The 16,409-nt window shown below is 31.2% G+C and carries 21 protein-coding genes; 11 read left to right on the plus strand and 10 right to left on the minus strand.

The window, feature by feature from the left end:
- Together Q0616_RS05410 and rsfS are read right to left on the minus strand one after the other, a co-directional pair.
- Positions 1-1,022, minus strand: a 1,022-nt coding sequence (locus tag Q0616_RS05410; protein WP_298775631.1) for an ATP-dependent metallopeptidase FtsH/Yme1/Tma family protein, incomplete at its 3' end; no start/stop codon positions are given.
- A 21-nt stretch (positions 1,023-1,043) separates the two neighbouring features.
- A complete protein-coding gene (rsfS, locus tag Q0616_RS05415; protein WP_171623252.1) occupies positions 1,044-1,412 on the minus strand; it encodes a ribosome silencing factor in 369 nt (122 codons plus the stop codon).
- A 93-nt stretch (positions 1,413-1,505) separates the two neighbouring features.
- Here rsfS and Q0616_RS05420 point away from each other — a divergent pair, with 93 nt between their 5' ends.
- The 4 genes from Q0616_RS05420 to Q0616_RS05435 are packed head-to-tail and all read left to right on the plus strand — an operon-like array spanning position 1,506 to position 3,634.
- The gene (locus Q0616_RS05420) at positions 1,506-2,219 is read left to right on the plus strand and encodes a biotin--[acetyl-CoA-carboxylase] ligase (RefSeq protein WP_225539776.1); all 714 of its coding nucleotides are present in this window, start codon (positions 1,506-1,508) and stop codon (positions 2,217-2,219) included.
- A gap of 27 nt (positions 2,220-2,246) precedes the next feature.
- The gene (gene idi, locus Q0616_RS05425) at positions 2,247-2,762 is read left to right on the plus strand and encodes an isopentenyl-diphosphate Delta-isomerase (RefSeq protein ID WP_171623254.1); all 516 of its coding nucleotides are present in this window, start codon (positions 2,247-2,249) and stop codon (positions 2,760-2,762) included.
- 12 nt (positions 2,763-2,774) lie between these two features.
- Complete coding sequence (locus Q0616_RS05430) at positions 2,775-3,185, plus strand: 6-carboxytetrahydropterin synthase (RefSeq protein WP_225541197.1); 411 nt, start codon at positions 2,775-2,777, stop codon at positions 3,183-3,185.
- Positions 3,182-3,634 carry a peroxiredoxin gene (locus Q0616_RS05435; RefSeq protein WP_260542217.1) on the plus strand — a complete coding sequence of 151 codons (453 nt, stop codon included), beginning with the start codon at positions 3,182-3,184 and terminating at the stop codon, positions 3,632-3,634. Before Q0616_RS05430 ends, Q0616_RS05435 begins: the two co-directional genes overlap by 4 nt.
- A 195-nt stretch (positions 3,635-3,829) precedes the next feature.
- On the opposite strand, the gene Q0616_RS05440 is transcribed toward Q0616_RS05435, so the two are convergent.
- Positions 3,830-4,150 carry a hypothetical protein gene (locus Q0616_RS05440; protein WP_171623257.1) on the minus strand — a complete coding sequence of 107 codons (321 nt, stop codon included), beginning with the start codon at positions 4,148-4,150 and terminating at the stop codon, positions 3,830-3,832.
- Positions 4,151-4,179: 29 nt separating this feature from the next.
- Positions 4,180-4,854, minus strand: a complete 675-nt coding sequence (locus Q0616_RS05445; RefSeq protein ID WP_298775639.1) for a YiiX/YebB-like N1pC/P60 family cysteine hydrolase — start codon at positions 4,852-4,854, stop codon at positions 4,180-4,182.
- A 43-nt stretch (positions 4,855-4,897) separates the two neighbouring features.
- Between Q0616_RS05445 and Q0616_RS05450 the strand changes: the two genes are divergently transcribed.
- On the plus strand, positions 4,898-5,260 hold the full coding sequence (locus Q0616_RS05450) for a hypothetical protein (RefSeq protein WP_286483252.1): 363 nt from the start codon (positions 4,898-4,900) through the stop codon (positions 5,258-5,260).
- Between the two features lie 80 nt (positions 5,261-5,340).
- Positions 5,341-6,417, plus strand: coding sequence for a glycine cleavage system aminomethyltransferase GcvT (gene gcvT, locus Q0616_RS05455; RefSeq protein WP_171623259.1), 1,077 nt, complete (start codon positions 5,341-5,343; stop codon positions 6,415-6,417).
- A gap of 93 nt (positions 6,418-6,510) precedes the next feature.
- Here the strand turns inward: gcvT and Q0616_RS05460 are convergent, their stop codons facing one another.
- The 5 genes from Q0616_RS05460 to Q0616_RS05480 all read right to left on the minus strand — a co-directional run bounded on the left by Q0616_RS05460 (position 6,511) and on the right by Q0616_RS05480 (position 10,305).
- The gene (locus Q0616_RS05460; protein WP_298775644.1) at positions 6,511-7,476 is read right to left on the minus strand and encodes a hypothetical protein; all 966 of its coding nucleotides are present in this window, start codon (positions 7,474-7,476) and stop codon (positions 6,511-6,513) included.
- Between the two features lie 11 nt (positions 7,477-7,487).
- On the minus strand, positions 7,488-8,528 hold the full coding sequence (locus tag Q0616_RS05465) for a cytochrome c peroxidase (RefSeq protein WP_260542225.1): 1,041 nt from the start codon (positions 8,526-8,528) through the stop codon (positions 7,488-7,490).
- A 42-nt stretch (positions 8,529-8,570) separates the two neighbouring features.
- Positions 8,571-9,416 carry an MbnP family protein gene (locus Q0616_RS05470; RefSeq protein ID WP_171623432.1) on the minus strand — a complete coding sequence of 282 codons (846 nt, stop codon included), beginning with the start codon at positions 9,414-9,416 and terminating at the stop codon, positions 8,571-8,573.
- Between the two features lie 84 nt (positions 9,417-9,500).
- Positions 9,501-9,848: a hypothetical protein gene (locus Q0616_RS05475; protein WP_260542229.1), complete on the minus strand. Its 348-nt coding sequence runs from the start codon at positions 9,846-9,848 to the stop codon at positions 9,501-9,503.
- 88 nt (positions 9,849-9,936) lie between these two features.
- Entirely contained in the window at positions 9,937-10,305 is a 369-nt protein-coding gene (locus Q0616_RS05480; protein WP_171623434.1) for a hypothetical protein, read from the minus strand.
- 445 nt (positions 10,306-10,750) lie between these two features.
- Here Q0616_RS05480 and Q0616_RS05485 point away from each other — a divergent pair, with 445 nt between their 5' ends.
- Positions 10,751-11,128, plus strand: coding sequence for a GreA/GreB family elongation factor (locus Q0616_RS05485; RefSeq protein WP_188319103.1), 378 nt, complete (start codon positions 10,751-10,753; stop codon positions 11,126-11,128).
- 67 nt (positions 11,129-11,195) lie between these two features.
- On the opposite strand, the gene murI is transcribed toward Q0616_RS05485, so the two are convergent.
- Positions 11,196-12,005, minus strand: a complete 810-nt coding sequence (gene murI, locus Q0616_RS05490; protein WP_260542235.1) for a glutamate racemase — start codon at positions 12,003-12,005, stop codon at positions 11,196-11,198.
- Positions 12,006-12,217: 212 nt separating this feature from the next.
- On the opposite strand from murI, the gene Q0616_RS05495 reads away from it, so the two are divergent.
- From Q0616_RS05495 to Q0616_RS05510, 4 genes are read left to right on the plus strand one after another with little or no spacing between them, the layout of a single operon-like run.
- Entirely contained in the window at positions 12,218-12,790 is a 573-nt protein-coding gene (locus Q0616_RS05495) for an AraC family transcriptional regulator (protein WP_298775655.1), read from the plus strand.
- Positions 12,791-12,794: 4 nt separating this feature from the next.
- Positions 12,795-13,619 (plus strand): DUF3347 domain-containing protein, encoded by an 825-nt coding sequence (locus tag Q0616_RS05500; RefSeq protein WP_171623438.1) that lies wholly within the window; start codon positions 12,795-12,797, stop codon positions 13,617-13,619.
- Between the two features lie 6 nt (positions 13,620-13,625).
- Positions 13,626-14,060 (plus strand): hypothetical protein, encoded by a 435-nt coding sequence (locus Q0616_RS05505; protein ID WP_171623439.1) that lies wholly within the window; start codon positions 13,626-13,628, stop codon positions 14,058-14,060.
- Positions 14,061-14,065: 5 nt separating this feature from the next.
- Positions 14,066-16,279: a multicopper oxidase domain-containing protein gene (locus Q0616_RS05510; protein ID WP_225541205.1), complete on the plus strand. Its 2,214-nt coding sequence runs from the start codon at positions 14,066-14,068 to the stop codon at positions 16,277-16,279.
- Positions 16,280-16,409: the final 130 nt, after the last annotated feature.

Genomic DNA, 16,409 nt, shown 5'->3' on the forward strand with positions numbered 1-16,409 from the left:
ACAATTACGTTAGATTCTGTTCCGAAACCATCCATTTCTGTTAATAATTGGTTTAATGTATTTTCGCGTTCATCATTAGAACCTGTAAAGTTAGATTTTCCACGTGCACGACCAATTGCATCAATCTCATCAATAAAGATAATTGAAGGAGATTTATCTTTTGCATTTTTGAATAAGTCACGTACACGAGATGCACCAACTCCCACAAACATTTCTACGAAATCTGATCCTGACAATGAGAAGAAAGGAACTTTTGCTTCTCCTGCAACAGCTTTTGCTAATAAGGTTTTCCCTGTACCTGGAGGTCCTACTAATAAGGCTCCTTTTGGTATACGTCCACCTAATTTTGTGAATTTATCTGGGTGTTTTAAGAATTCTACAATTTCTTCTATTTCTTCTTTGGCACCTTCTAAACCAGCTACATCATTAAAAGTTGTTTTGATGTGATCATCACCTTCAAACAATTTTGCTTTAGATTTACCCACAGAGAAGATTCCGCCACCTCCGCCAGCAGATCCACCTCCACCCATTCTTCTGAATAGTAAGAAGTAGATTAATCCGAAGAAAATTAATGAAATGAAAAGATTCATAAATAATCCTCCAAAACCGTTTGATACAAGTGTATTAAGTTTTGCAGTTTTATTTGGACTTTTTTCAACATTTTCGTAAAAATCTTTTTCAAAATTTCCAGCATCTGCTACATTAAAAGTGAAGTTTGGAGCTCCTGTTGCAAAAGGATTTAAATTTTCCTTTGTATTTTTGAACTTTTTAAATTCTTCATTATTCAAGGCCTCTTCTGTTAAGTAAACACTTACACGACCTGTTTCTTTTTCTAAATCTGCCTCTTTAACATAGCCTTTTTCTACATAAGTAAGGAATGTAGTACGGTCAATATTTTTAGTAGTTCCGCCTACACCTCCAATATTATCAGAAAATAATAAAAAGGCAATCAGCAATAATCCTATAATACCATATATCCATGTAGGATTAAATCCCGAAGGTTTAAAATTATTTTTTTTCAATTTTTTTGGTTTCAGTTATGATTAATATTCCATTTCGATACGTGTCTCTACAGCATCACCCCAAAGACTTTCGATATCGTAATATTCTCTGTATTCTTTTTGAAAAACATGGACAATAACATTTGTGTAATCCATTAAAACCCATTGGTTATTTTGTCTTCCTTCTACATGAAAAGGTCTTTCTGACATTTCAGATTTTACAGTTCTTTCTATAGAACCTGTTATTGCACTAACTTGAGTGTTAGAATTTCCTGTACAAATAACAAAGTATTGGCAAATTGCATTTTCAATTTCTCGAAGATCCAAAATCGTAATTTCTTCTCCTTTCACATTTGTAATTCCATCAACAATGCTATCTAGCAAGTCTTTTGTATATTGAGTATCTATCATCTTTTATTTTGTAATTCGCAAATTTAGTGAATCCTTATTAAAGTTTAAACTTTTTAAAATAACTTTAACCACTCTTTAAAAATAGTAAAAAAAATGTATTTAATTAGTTTTGATTCTTTGCCTAATACGAACGAGTTCTTGGTCGAATTGTCCAAAAAAGATGCCAATAGTTGGACTGTCATACATGCTAAAAATCAAACAAAAGGAAAAGGTTACGCTGGGAATGAATGGAAAGTTGTGGCAGGAGAAAATTTGACCTTTAGTTTTTTACTGAAAACGGATTATAGTTTTCAAGAGTTAATTTATTTTAATCAATGGGTTTCAAATGCTATTTGTCTATTTTTAAAACAATTTCACCCGAAAACTAACGTAAAATGGCCAAATGATATCATTTTGAAGGATAAAAAAGTTTGTGGAATTTTAATCGAAAATCACCGATCAAATGAAGTGATGAATTCTATAATTGGTATAGGAATAAATGTTAATCAAACTGATTTTAATCACTTACCAAAAGCTACATCAATCTGTAAAGTAACTGACAAAAAATATGACATTGAGGAAATTTTGTCAGATTTAATGCATTTTTTTGAACAAGAATATAGAGACTTAGAACACAAGAATTTCGAAAAAATACATCAAACCTATTTAGATAATTTATTTCGAAAAGATGAAATTTCAACATTTAGAGTAGATGGTGAATTAGTTGAAGGAACCATTTTGGATGTAAATGAGGCAGGAAATTTACTGATTGAGATCAATCAAGAATTAAGAGAATTTAAACACAAAGAAATCGAACTTCTTTTTTAATCCTATTTAAAAGGTTATTTTTGTTACATGAAAGAATTCGTAGTTTTAGTTGATCAAGATGATCAAAAATTAGGATTGATGGAAAAACAACAAGCACATGTCGCAGGTTTGTTACATCGGGCATTTTCTGTTTTTGTATTCAATTCGAAAGGTGAATTGATGATTCAGCAACGAGCTGCAAGTAAATATCATTCGCCTACGTTGTGGACCAATACGTGTTGTAGTCATCCGCGTGATAACGAAACATACGAAGAAGCAGCACATAGAAGATTGCAAGAAGAAATGGGGTTTGATTGTGAATTAGAGTATAAATTTAATTTTATTTACAAAGCTCATTTAGAAAACGATTTGATCGAACATGAATTGGACCATGTGTTTATCGGTACATTTGATGAAGACCCAAAATTGAATCCCGAAGAAGTGATGGCTTATCGTTGGGTTGAATTGGATGATTTGAAAAAGGATATGGAAAAAAATCCTCAAAATTATACCGCTTGGTTCAAAATTATTTTTGAACATTACGTTTCGTATATCGAAGAATAAAAATTATAACAGATGAAAGTTACTGTCAACAGAAAAGCACATTTTAACGCTGCCCACCGATTATTTAATAAAAATTGGAGCGAGGAACAAAATTTTGAAGTTTTCGGAAAATGTTCTTATCCCCATTATCACGGACATAATTACGAAATTATTGTTGCGGTGAAAGGTGAAGTTGATCAAGAAACAGGATTTGTAATGAATTTAGATGAATTACGAAAAATCATTGCGGTTGAAGTGGAAGATTATTTAGACCATAAAAATCTGAATGTAGACATCGAAGAATTCAAAAATGTAAATCCAACAGCCGAGAATATTGTGATTTTAATATGGAATAAAATTCGTGCAAAATTAGCTTCAGATTTAGAATTGAAAGTGACTTTATACGAAACTCCGCGTAATTTTGTAGAATATACAGGCGAATGAAAATAGGTGATCACATCCCAACTTTTTCGTTGGAAGATAACAAAGGAAATTGGTTTAATTCGGACGAATTTTTATACAAAAAATATTTTGTCTTGTTTTTTTACCCAATGGATTTTACGCCAATGTGTACCAAAGAAGTGTGTCAATTCCGAGATGTGAATGCAGATTTTAAAGCATTGGATACTGTTGTCGTCGGGATTAATGGACAATCAACATCTTCTCACGAAAAGTTTTATACCAAACATCAACTTAACTTTCCGCTACTTTCTGATAAAGGTGCAAAATTGACAAAGTTATTGGGAATCAAAAAGAAATTAGGACTGATTACGCCACGCGAAACATTTGTCTTTAATAAACAAGGAAAATTAATTAAACATATCGTTTCTAATACAGCAAATCTGCATATAGAAGAAGCAATGAACGCAATAAAAAAAGACCAAGGAAATTAGTTTTCTTGGTCTTTTTGTTTGTATAATTTTTGTCTAATTATAGCACGGTAAATAAAAAAGATTGCCGTACCAATTCCCGAACTAATCAACATGGATTGCATGTCGCTTTTATCGAAAAAATATTTTAGCCCAAATAAGACACAAAAAAATAGAACAGAATAAATGATGTTTTGCTTCATCTGGTAAAAGTAGGGATTATTCCCATTTCATATTAGTTTTTTTCATGTCATTAGTCGCTTCATCAATTTCGATAATGTTTACGATAATCCAAATAGAATAATCAGAGTTTTTAAATATTTCATGTTCTTTTTTATCTGCGGAAGTTATTTCTTTAGCATTTTCTAAATCTTCTTTTTCAAGAGTTAAATTAATCTCAGATTTATCATCTGTAAAATAGTATGAATCATTTATATCGATTAAGACTTTGCCATATAATACTTGAATATCATTTTCTTTATTTGTATTTTCAAGAATTAGACAGATTGATTTATCCAATAGTTTTTTATAATTTTTCATTAATTAAGTTTAAATTATTTTAAAATGAATTATAATTTCAACGCCCCAATTCGAATTAATTTTTCAGAAGTTGCCAATTGATTTGGATTTGTTCCAGGTTCATCTTGTGGAACTTCTTTTCCTTTTTTACGATAAAAATCTATCCAAAAATCATCAATAATTCCAGTTTCTTTGTTCTTAAAATTCATTGGAATTAATTCAAAAACTTTATCATCACGAAAAGCCCTTTCTACAAAATCTGAACAATATAATTCATCGTCATTCAAAATATACAACCAATTATAAGGTTTTCCTAACATGGTTTTCGCTTTTACAATTGCGTTCGGAATCGTCGATTGGTATTCTTTTTTTAATCGATAAATAACAATTTGATTATTTTTTTCTGTTTGCGAGTTGTAAAAATGATTAATTTCTTCGCGTTGCGATCCGCCCATTGGCGCAGCATGCAAAACAAAAATAGAATCAGTCGTTTTTTCAATTAATCCAACATGATCAAAATTTGTTTGATCCGAAATTTTTGTTGCTCTACTTATTGCACCCGAAAGTTCTTCGGTTAATGCTCCAACAAAGATTAAATCTCCATTTTGGATATTTTTGATGGATACATGCTCTTTTTCTGTCGTAATTTTTGCCTTTGTACAACTATTCATTATCAATGTAAATAGGACTAAAAAGATAGGAAATAAAATGAATATTTTTTTCATTCGGAATGAATTATTACTTTTAAACTACGAATTAACCAAAAAGATGGACTTTAAAAAAATTTTAACCCTATCAATTGTCGTTTTATTGATTTTAGTTGGTATCGCAATTATTATTGGTAGCAATAAAAATCGTCAAGTTTTTTTTGTAAATAGCTTTGACCGACCAATTGAAAATACCATTAATTCTCGTTTGGATACAGATTATTCGTACGAAATTGTAAAAGTAAAAGGAAAAGTAAACGATACTATTTTGATTATTCCTTGCGAAGGTTGTCAACCTAAAAAATTATCAGGTCAGATAAACGAAAAGTTTATGAACAAATTTGGTAAAGGAAAATCAATAATGCGTTTTGAGCCTTATAAAGCAACTAAAGGAGATTTGAAAATTATTCATAAAATTAGATAAACTTAGTATTTAAGAAATTTTCCTAACAATTATTTCCTTATTTTTGGGAGAATTATAAACTTATTCAAAGCAAACAAACAATGAAAGTAACTGCATTAAACCAAAAGCACAAAGATTTAGGTGCGAAAATGGTTCCTTTTGCTGGATATGAAATGCCAGTGCAATACGCAGGTGTTAACCAAGAACACTTTGCGGTTCGCGAAAAAGTTGGTGTTTTTGATGTTTCTCACATGGGACAATTCTTTATCAAAGGAGAGAAATCAACAGAATTATTACAACATTTATTGACGAATGATGTAACGAAAGTTGCGATTGGTCAAGCGCAATATAATGCAATGCCAAACGAAAAAGGAGGTATTGTAGATGATTTGATTATCTATAAAATGTCTGATGACGAATGGTTAGCAGTTGTAAATGCCTCTAATATCGATAAAGATTGGGAATGGATGAACAAACACAATACGTTTGGAGCTGAGTTAACAAACAAATCAGATGAAATGTCTTTGTTAGCGATTCAAGGACCAAAAGCAATCGAAGCTATGCAAGCGTTAACAGATATCAATTTAGCAGAAATTCCTTTTTATCATTTTGTTGTAGGAAAATTTGCAGGAATTGACAATGTAATAATTTCAGCAACTGGCTATACAGGTTCTGGTGGTTTCGAAATTTATTTCGCAAATGAAGCAGCTAACGAAATGTGGGATAAAGTGATGGAAGCAGGTCAGTCTTTTGATATCGAACCTTGTGGATTGGCATCACGCGATACGTTACGTTTAGAGAAAGGATATTGTTTGTATGGGAATGATATCAACGATGATACAAATCCGTTTGAAGCAGGATTAGGTTGGGTGACGAAATTGGATACAAATTTTATCTCTTCGGATATTCTAAGCGCAATAAAAGAAGCTGGAGTGGAGAAGAAGTTGGTTGGATTTAAAATGATTGAAAGAGGAATTCCTCGTCACGATTATAAAGTAGTTGATGATAACGAAAATACAATTGGTATCGTAACTTCTGGAACGCAATCTCCGATGTTGAAACAAGGGATTGGTTTGGCGTATGTTCATACAGATTTCGCGAAAGTTGGTACAACAATTAGAATCCAAATTCGTGATAAAAATGTATTAGCAGAAGTTGTTAAAACACCTTTTGTTTAAATAAAATTTACACTTCAAATCATAAAAAAAGCTTTCGAATATCTCGAAAGCTTTTTTATTAAATCACATTTTCCACATTTTTTTTATTGGATTTTATTGATTTTTAGATTGAAATAAATTATAATTTAAAAAGAAACCTATTCTGTTTTTCACTTCAATTTCTCCAGAATTTAGATTAGAATGTAAAGGTTGAAAATATTCTATTCCAAAATTTATTTTTTGAACAGCCGCTTCCAATCCTAATTTTACAAATTGAGCATTTCCAGACGAATTAGGAATAGATTCTCCAAATTGTTCATTTTTATTATAAAGTTCGTTTTGGAAACCGATTTTTCCAAGAAACTTATTGTCATTTCTTACTAAAAGATGTTGCAGTTGTATCAATTGATTCCATTGATTTCCGAACTTATATTTGTTCTTATTTTCTCCTTTCAAATTGTAATCTGTGACCAATTGTATAGCCGAATTTTTATACGTTAGTTGATAATTTAAACCAAATTGAGTATCCCAACTTCCTGTACCTAATTGAAAACTTGGATTGGTTGTTTGAGCATTTTTTTGATCGAATTTTGCAATAGGAATTTTAACGCCAACTGCTGCACTTAATCCATGTTTTAATTCGTTCGAGTTCGAATTGGAATTTACAATTTTAACAATCCCCATCATATTCAAATCGCCAATACCAGAAATAGAGGTTGATTTTTCACCATCTTTTTGATGAAAATGATAAGGGATACTCGCATTGATATCGATTTTAGAATTGATTGGAATTCTCGTCCATAATAAAATGGTATTGAAATGTTGTTTCTGCGTACGTTTAGTAGAAAAAGCATCTTCTTTGGCTTTGTAATATTGATGAAGGTATCGAACACCAATATAGTTTGAATTGATAAGGTTTTCAATTCCATTGGAAGTTGAAGTTGCTGAACAGCCGCAAGCATCACAATCTAATTCTAATTCATTAGGAGAAGACACTAAGATAGAATCATTATCTGTATGTGCTAATAATGAAACAGGAAAAATGATTAGAGCTAAAATTAGATTTATATAGACTTTCATTTGAATAGTTTTTAGAATTCTGCATAAGCAGGATTATGAATAAAAGAGTAATCGTTTAATGTTTTTAGAAAAGCAATAATTGCCTTTTTTTCTTGATCGGTCATAGGTATTCCAATTTGACCATTTTGTTTAAGCTGAGGATCCAAATGTTGATTATTTTGTACACCATCCGAGTAGAAGTCCAAAACAGCTTCTAAACTATAGAAACGACCATCATGCATATAAGGTTTAGTCATTTCAATATTACGTAAACTTGGAACCCTAAATTTCATAAAATCAGCAGAATCTAATGTGACGCGATACAACCCTCCATCTTTATGTTGTTTGTTATAATACATTCCAGTATTTCGAAAAGATTCATCCGTTAAAAGAGCACCTTTATGACAACTCGAACATTTTTGTTGAAAGAGTTGTAACCCTTTACCTTCGGTTTCAGTTAAATTTATTTCTTTCCTCAAAAATTGATCGTATCTGGAATCCTTTGAAACCACAGAAGCCATAAATTGTCCTAAAGCACTAAGAATTCGATTGGCATTAATTTGATCATCTCCAAAAGCATTTCTAAACATATTTCGGTAGTTAGCATCATCGGAGAGTTTTTTAATGATTTCGGGGAAAGTGCTATCCATTTCTTCTTCAGCTGTGATAGGTGAAATTGGTTGTTGAGCTAAATCATGAATCACGCCATCCCACATAAACCGATTTAGAAATGCCAAGTTTTGAATAGGTGGAGCATTTCGAATTCCTACTCGATCATCAATTCCATGGCTGACAGGATGCCCGTGATGGGTAAATGCATCTTCCTGAATATGACAAAAAGCGCACGAAATTGTATTGTTTCGAGATAATCGACCTTCATAAAATAATTTTTTCCCTAATTCAACTCCATTTTTAGTGAGTGGATATTTATCCGTATCAAAGGTTAGTTGAGGAAAATAAGAAGGGAATTCTAATTGGTAAGGTTCATCTACAATTTGACCATAATCAATATCATCGTCATTACAACTAAATAAGATGAATATCCCCAGTATAATTGTTATAATTTTATTCATTGTGATAGAATTTAGCGGTGTTTAAAAACACCGCTGTGAACATTATTGATATTGTTGATCGTTGTGTACATGACTAACTCGAAACATCTTTTGCATGTTATCTGTAACCAATTGAGCAAAGTCTGAAGATCCCATTACATTGTTGTTAGATTCATCTAATGTTAATTGATGATCACCACTTAAATACGTATTCAAATTTGCCATAATATGAATAGATGGTTTAATTTTAGAAGTCACTCGCGCAGAAGTTGGTAAATCTAACGTGACTTCTCGGTACAGATCTGGTACATTATTTTTGTCAATATCTCCCATATTTCCTGTATGAGTTAGGAAGAATGTATCAGGTGTATTTTTACCATAAAAACCTTCTATTTTAAAGAAAACATAACCTGCAGCCCAAGCCCAAGTCATTCCATTTTTCTTGGCTTTTTCCCAAAAAGTAGCCTGTCCAGTTTGACCTAATAAATAAGCTTTTTGTGATACACCAAGTCCAAATCGTACTTTAGTGTACTTGTTTTGTGGAATATCATCTAAATTTAAATAAACCACATTTGCTATTGCAGAATCTTGATTAACAACAAAAGCACCTTTATCAGGATCATTTTTATGGTAATCAAATTCGTTTCCTTTCTCGTCAATTAATGTAACGTTAGAAATAATATATTTTAACATGGTGAATTTATGTTTCTGCCCGTTAGATGAAGTTTGTGTTGTTTGATCTAAAACAATTCCTCCTAAATTATCAAATCCATTTTCAAACTTTAATTGAATTTTACCTGTTTCTGTTGAATTGATTTCAGAGAAATCATCATCGTCTGTATTACAAGAAGTTAATAAAGTAAATAATGCGATAAATGATAAATGGAGAAAATATTTAATTGTTTTCATTTTGATATTTGTTTTAATTTTTTTGAATAAAAATGCTTTCCAAAAACAATCATAGTTTTCAGAGAATAATTAGTGGTATAAAAATTAAACAATAGGAGGTTTTAAATACTCAAAAACCCAATTGATAGAATAGAATGATTGCCAAAAGTACCGATGTTTTATGGTAACGATAAAATCGTTTATAAATGGAATTTCTAAGTATTCGAAATGCAGATAATTTTCCGTAAATCGAATATTTTTAACCAAAAGAGAATCAGCATGCTGTTCTGTTTCGTTTAATTGCTTAGACAAATAACATTTTCCATTGCATTGCATTTCTGGTCGTTCTTTATTTATACAATATTCTTCAACAATTTTTTCTTGTACACTAAAAAACACAGTGAAAGGAATTAATGAGCGAAAGCCAATTAAAAGCACAAACAATGCAATCATAAAACAATTGAAGCTTTTAACAAATCTTATATGAAATGTCAAATTGATAAAATGTTAATGATAAAAAAATATAATAATCAAGGGTTTTTTAACAAATTGGAGGTTGTAGTTGTTGATCCAATTGATATTGAGTTTCGAAAGCTAATTGAAAAGTAGAAACTCTTTCAGTAGGTTTAATGATATGAAGTATAGGTATTAGTACAGTGGGTTGATATACAAAATAATCAATAGTACGTAAAGAAATTTGAGTTTTATTTGTGTCATTTTGTTCATCATCAATAGTTTTAGAAATCTGTTCTTTTAGGTAGCAAACTCCATTACACATTAATTCTGGACGTTCTATATTAACACAATATTCATTCGAAATCGTTTCATAATTCACCAAATAGTCGATAACCGGTAGCAATGGTCTACACGTTATCAGGACAACAGTAATGATGAATAAGTAAGATTTCAATCGTTTAAAATTTTTATAAAATTAGTTAGTTTTTATTAATTTTAGAATGAACATTATCAGTTTTCCTACAAAATTCACTTTCAATTAATCGGATAAGTGTTGTGTTTTTTATCTCATAAAGAAATCGTAACTTTGAAGTTCATATGATAAAAATTATGGCAAATTATATCGACATATACAGAAGAAACAACCAATCTTGGTTGTTTTTGTCGTTGGCATATTTGCATGATGATACTTTCTTAAGACGCTCGAAAGAGTTTATAAAATAGTCCCTGTCACGATCCAAGACAGGGAACCTCCGTATTTATTTTAATTATCAATTATTTTCAATTTTCTGAAAGGAGATTTGTATCAAATTGTAGCGTTCTAAACTTTAATATCATTTGATAGTTGGGTCTTAAAAGTCGACTTCGAAATATTGAAAAAAAACTAAGAATTTATCACAATGACAACAAATATTATTTTAACAACAGGTGTATACGATTTAATTAAAGACCATTTAAGAAGAAAAAAAGTAACAGCAGAACAGGAAGATATTTTAACGCAAGAATTAAGACATGCAGAGCAAATTCTTCGTCGCGATATGGCTGATAATATTGTTTCTGTTGGGAAAAAAGTAACGATTAAAGAATTGAATTCAAATCAAGAATATCAATTAAACTTCGTAGGTCCAGATAAAGCAAAACCAAAAAAGAATCGTCACTCAATTTTGATGGACGAAGGTTTAGCAACAGTTGGTTATAAAACAGGTGATGTAGTAGAATGGCCAACAATTGATGGAGTAAAAAAATATGAAATTTTAAATGTAGAAACTGTAGCTTAGTTTCTTAATTGAATAGAAAAACCGAGCAACTTTGCTCGGTTTTTTGTTTTATATATTGGAAAAAAAATCAAACTTCTAAATGCGATGCTTTAATAGGTTGACCATAAAAAATAGTCGTATTCGCCTCAAAGTTTTCAGCATTGTCAGTTGTATAAAAGGTTAGCGAACTATTTTTAGAACAATTATTCTCAATTTCTGGATGACGTTTCAAATAATCCATTAATTTATTCGCGACCAATTCTCCTTGCGAAAGAATCGTCACATGATTAGGAACGTATGTTTTGATAACTGGTAACAACAAAGGATAATGCGTACATGCTAAAACAATAGTATCAATTTCTGAAGATTGAGAAAATAAGCGTTTAATGTCTTTTTCCACAATATCATGCGCAGCTTTACTGTTAATTTCATTGTTTTCGACCAAAGGAACCCAAAGTGGACATGCGTGTTGAAAAACATCTATTGTTGGATGAAATTTATTAATTTCGATTTTATACGATTCAGACAAAACAGTTCCTTGTGTCGCTAAAATTCCAACTTTATTGTTGATCGTATATTCATTTATAGATTCGGTTGTTGGCCGAATAACGCCTAAAACTTTTTTCCCTTCGGGCAAATCATTTTGTTGAATTGTTCTCAACGCTTTGGCGGAAGCTGTGTTGCAAGCTAAAATTACCAAGTTGCAACCTAAGTCAAATAGTTTAAACACACATTCTTTTGTGTATTCATAAACCGTTTCAAACGAACGAATTCCATATGGAACACGTGCATTGTCACCTAAATAGATATAATCGTATTGAGGCATTTTTTTCTGAATTTCCTTAAAAACAGTTAAACCTCCATAACCAGAGTCAAAAACACCGATTGGTCCTTGCATTTTAGCTTTTTTTATAGAGCACAAAACTACAAAATCTATTCAGCAATTGAAGATAAATTATATAGAGAACAAGTTTTTATTCTAATAGAAAATCATTTTACGAAAATTATATACATCATCTTCCGAATTATATAAATTATAAAGCTAAAAGAAGAACGAAATTTGTAATAGATAAATTGTAGATTTAATAGGACTCACAAAAAATAATTCAAATGGAAAATGTAAATAAATTATTTATAAAAAATATGGTTTGTCATCGCTGTAAAGTGGTGGTTGGACGAATTTTGAAAATGAATGCAATCGAAGCAAATCATATCGAATTAGGTGAAGTTGAGTTAACAAATCCAATCGATTCTGAAAAATTGAATCAAATAAAAGAAGAGTTAGAAGAAGTTGGTTTTGAATTGATTGATGATAAGAGAAGTAAGTTAATCGAGCAAAGTAAAACATTGATTATTCAATTAGTTCATCAAGAAAATAGCGAACTGAAAGTGAATTTATCAGATTTTTTGAGCGAGAAAACATCTGCAGATTATAAATATATTTCCAATCTTTTTTCGGAAATGGAAGGACAAACAATCGAGAAGTATTTTATTCAGCAAAAGATAGAAAAAGTCAAGGAGTTGATGGTTTATGACGAATTATCATTGAGCGAAATAGCTTTTCAATTAAACTATTCGAGCGTGGCGCATCTCAGTGCTCAATTTAAAAAAGTAACAGGTTTAACGCCTTCTGTTTTTAAACAATTAAGTAAACACAACAGAAAGTCAATTGATAAAATATAAAAGTATGATAAAATATAGTTTGTTTTTAATCGTCAATCTTTTTGCTTTTGTGGTAAATGCGCAAAGCAAAAATCTTGAAACGAAATCATTCGAGGTAAGAAGTAATTGTAATTCAGCTAAGGAATTAATCGAAAATGTAGGAAATCAAAAACGTATTTCGAAAGTATCTTACGACACGACTTCTCAAATCGCCACGATTTCTTATGATCCAACCAAAACAACTTCAAACGAAATTTTAAAGAATATCGCTTTGTCAGGTTTTGATAATTCTGAATATTTTGCTCCAGATGAAGCGTATCTAAAATTAAGACAAGATTGTCAATACCCACGCGATAAAAAAATGGTAATAAATCATCAAGAAATGAATCATGCTGACCAACATCAAGTGAAAAATGAAGTGAATCAAAATCAACTTTCTTTGGTTTTTGATGCATATTTTTTATTAAAAGATGCTTTTGTTGCAGGGAATGCAAATGAAATTTCAACACAAATAACGGCTTTTTCTCAATCAATTTCTAAAGTAGAAATGAGAAAACTTTCGCATGAAACACATATGGTTTGGATGGATGTTTTAAAGGATTTAGAATCCATTTCAAAACAAATTTCTCATGAAAAAAACATTGAAAAACAACGCGAATTGTTTGCGAAATTATCTGAACCAATGTACAAATTAGCTCAAAAAGAAAATTTAGGTTATTCCATTTATTACCAAAATTGTCCCATGTTTAAAGGAGGTTCAAATTGGTTGAGTAAAGATTCATCCATCAAAAATCCTTTTTACGGGAATCAAATGTTAACATGTGGAAGTACAATAGAAACTCTAAAATAGAAACAAATGATAAATATACAATCACTTTTAGGAATCGCTTTTTTATCAACAATAGTTTTGGTTTCTTGTCAAAATAAAGCCGATGAAAATCAAACAGAAATTTCTCCTACCGAACATATAGTTGCTCACCAAGACGTATCGAATCTTGTTGCTTATAATGTAGGAGATAAAGTACCAAATAGTCAAGTTTGTATGGTAAACAACGCTTATATGGGAAAAGATCAGTTCGAAGTGCCTTATGACGGGAAAACATATTACGGTTGTTGTAATATGTGTGTAGAAAGAATTCCAAATGATGAAAGTGCTCGTTCTGCAATTGATCCGTTTACGAATAAAAAAGTTGATAAAGCAAATGCGTATATCGTTTTGAAGGATCAAATGGGAAATGTTGATTATTTTGAGAATGAAGAGAATTATAGAAAGTTTAATCAGATAAAATAAAAGTTATGAGAAAATTTATTTTTATTTCTATTATTGCTTTTTCTATATCTGTTATTGCTCAAAAACGTGTCGAATATGATTTGTATGTACATGATACCATTGTTAATTATTCGGGAAAAGAACGTAAAGCAATTGCAGTAAATGGTCAAATTCCAATGCCAACTTTAGAGTTTACTGAATGCGATACGGCTGTTATTCGTGTACATAATCAATTGAAAGAAGATACCTCGTTGCATTGGCACGGCTTGTGGTTGCCAAATAAGGAAGATGGTGTACCTATGTTAACACAAGACGGAATAAAACCTGGTGAAACGTTTACCTATTCGTTTCCAATTATTCAGAACGGAACACACTGGTATCACAGTCATTCGGGTTATCAAGAACAGATTGGAATGTATGGATCGATGGTGTTGAAAAAACATGCCAACGACCCAACGTTCAGAAAAGGAATTGATGATCTACCTGTTGTTAACGTGATGTTGAGCGAATGGACAGATCTTAATCCAAGAAATATTCAACGAATGTTACACAATGCAAACGATTGGGCAGGAATCAAAAAAGGATCTACGCAAAGTTATGCAGAAGCAATACGAGAAGGTCATTTTGGAACGAAAATCATCAACGAATGGAAGCGTATGCTGGCTATGGATGTGAGTGATGTGTTTTATGATAAATTTTTAATAAACGGAGCAAATGAAAGTCAATTAAAGCAATTTAAAGCTGGCGATAAAGTCCGCCTACGAATTTCGAATGGTGGTGCATCATCTTATTTTTGGTTGCGTTATGCGGGAGGAAAAATTACAGTAGTTGCCAACGACGGAAATGATGTAGAGCCTTTAGACGTAGATCGTTTGATTATTGGTGTTTCCGAAACCTATGATGTGGTTGTGACGATTCCAGAAGAAGGTATTTCATATGAATTTCAAGCAACTTCGGAAGACAGAACAGGTTCAGCTTCGTTATTTCTTGGTGATGGAAAAAAACAACTGATAGAACCACTCCCGAAATTAAAATACTTTGAAGGAATGAAGATGATGAACGACATGATGAACATGGACGGTTCGATGAATGATATGGGTATGAAAATGAGTTTGCAACAAATGGATATGAATACGGTAATGTATCCTGAAATTACAGGCGAATCGAATAAAAAAACTCGAAAAAAGAATAAAGAAAGTGATCATTCTGCTCATGGAAATTCATCTTCAAATATTGTGACCTTAAATTACGGAATGCTAAAAGCTCCTGAAAACACAGAACTTCCAAAAGATGCACCTGTAAAAGAAATGCGTTTTGAATTAACAGGAAATATGAACCGGTATGTATGGAGTATGGACAATAAAGTATTGTCTGAAGTAGATAAAATTCCAGTTAAAAAAGGCGAAATTTTACGCATTACGTTGTACAATAATTCCATGATGCGCCACCCAATGCATTTACATGGTTTCGATTTTCGAGTGATTAATAAAAATGGCGCATATTCACCGTTGAAAAATGTATTGGATATTATGCCAATGGAAACGAATGTAATCGAATTTCAAGCAAATACAGAAGGTGATTGGTTTTTCCATTGTCATATTTTGTATCACATGATGGCAGGAATGAACCGTGTTTTTGAAGTTGGAGATTATCAGAATCCATATATTCACGATCAAGCAAAAATGTATAAAATGTTGCAAATGGATAGCAATATGAAACATTTTATGGCTGAAAATGACTTTGCAACAAATGGTTTAGATGGATCGTTTATGGTACAAGATGCACGTTGGGCACTGACTTCGGAATGGGGAATTGGTTACAAACCTGAACATGGCTACGAAGTGGAAACACATTTGGGAAGATATTTTGGGAAGAATCAGTTTTTACAAGCGTTCATTGGATTTGATTGGAATCAACATCGAACGAAACGTCACAAAGTAGAAAAAAATATTTTTGGACAAAAAACAGCTCGAAATAAAGGTTTATTCAGTGCAGGTTTTGTGTATAAATTACCAATGTTGATTGATTTTCAGACCGAAATTTACCACACAGGAAAAGTGCGTTTACAATTAATGCGCAAAGATATTCCGATTTCAAAACGTGTAAGAGCAGGTTTTATGTGGAATACTGATAAAGAATATATGGGAGAATTAAGTTACATCTTAAATAAAAATATGCACATCCGAACACATTATGACAGCGATATGAAATTTGGTGTAGGATTAAAATTGGTGTATTAGAAGATAATCAAAAACAAAAACGGTAAAGTTTTCTTTTCCGTTTTTTTTTTGATTAAAAAACTTATTAACAATATATCTAACTACTTTTTAGTCAAAATATAATTGTTTGCTAAAGGGCCATCAATTTCCT

This window comes from uncultured Empedobacter sp., from assembly GCF_937930195.1.
In the GTDB taxonomy this organism is placed as follows: Bacteria; Bacteroidota; Bacteroidia; order Flavobacteriales; family Weeksellaceae; genus Empedobacter; species Empedobacter stercoris.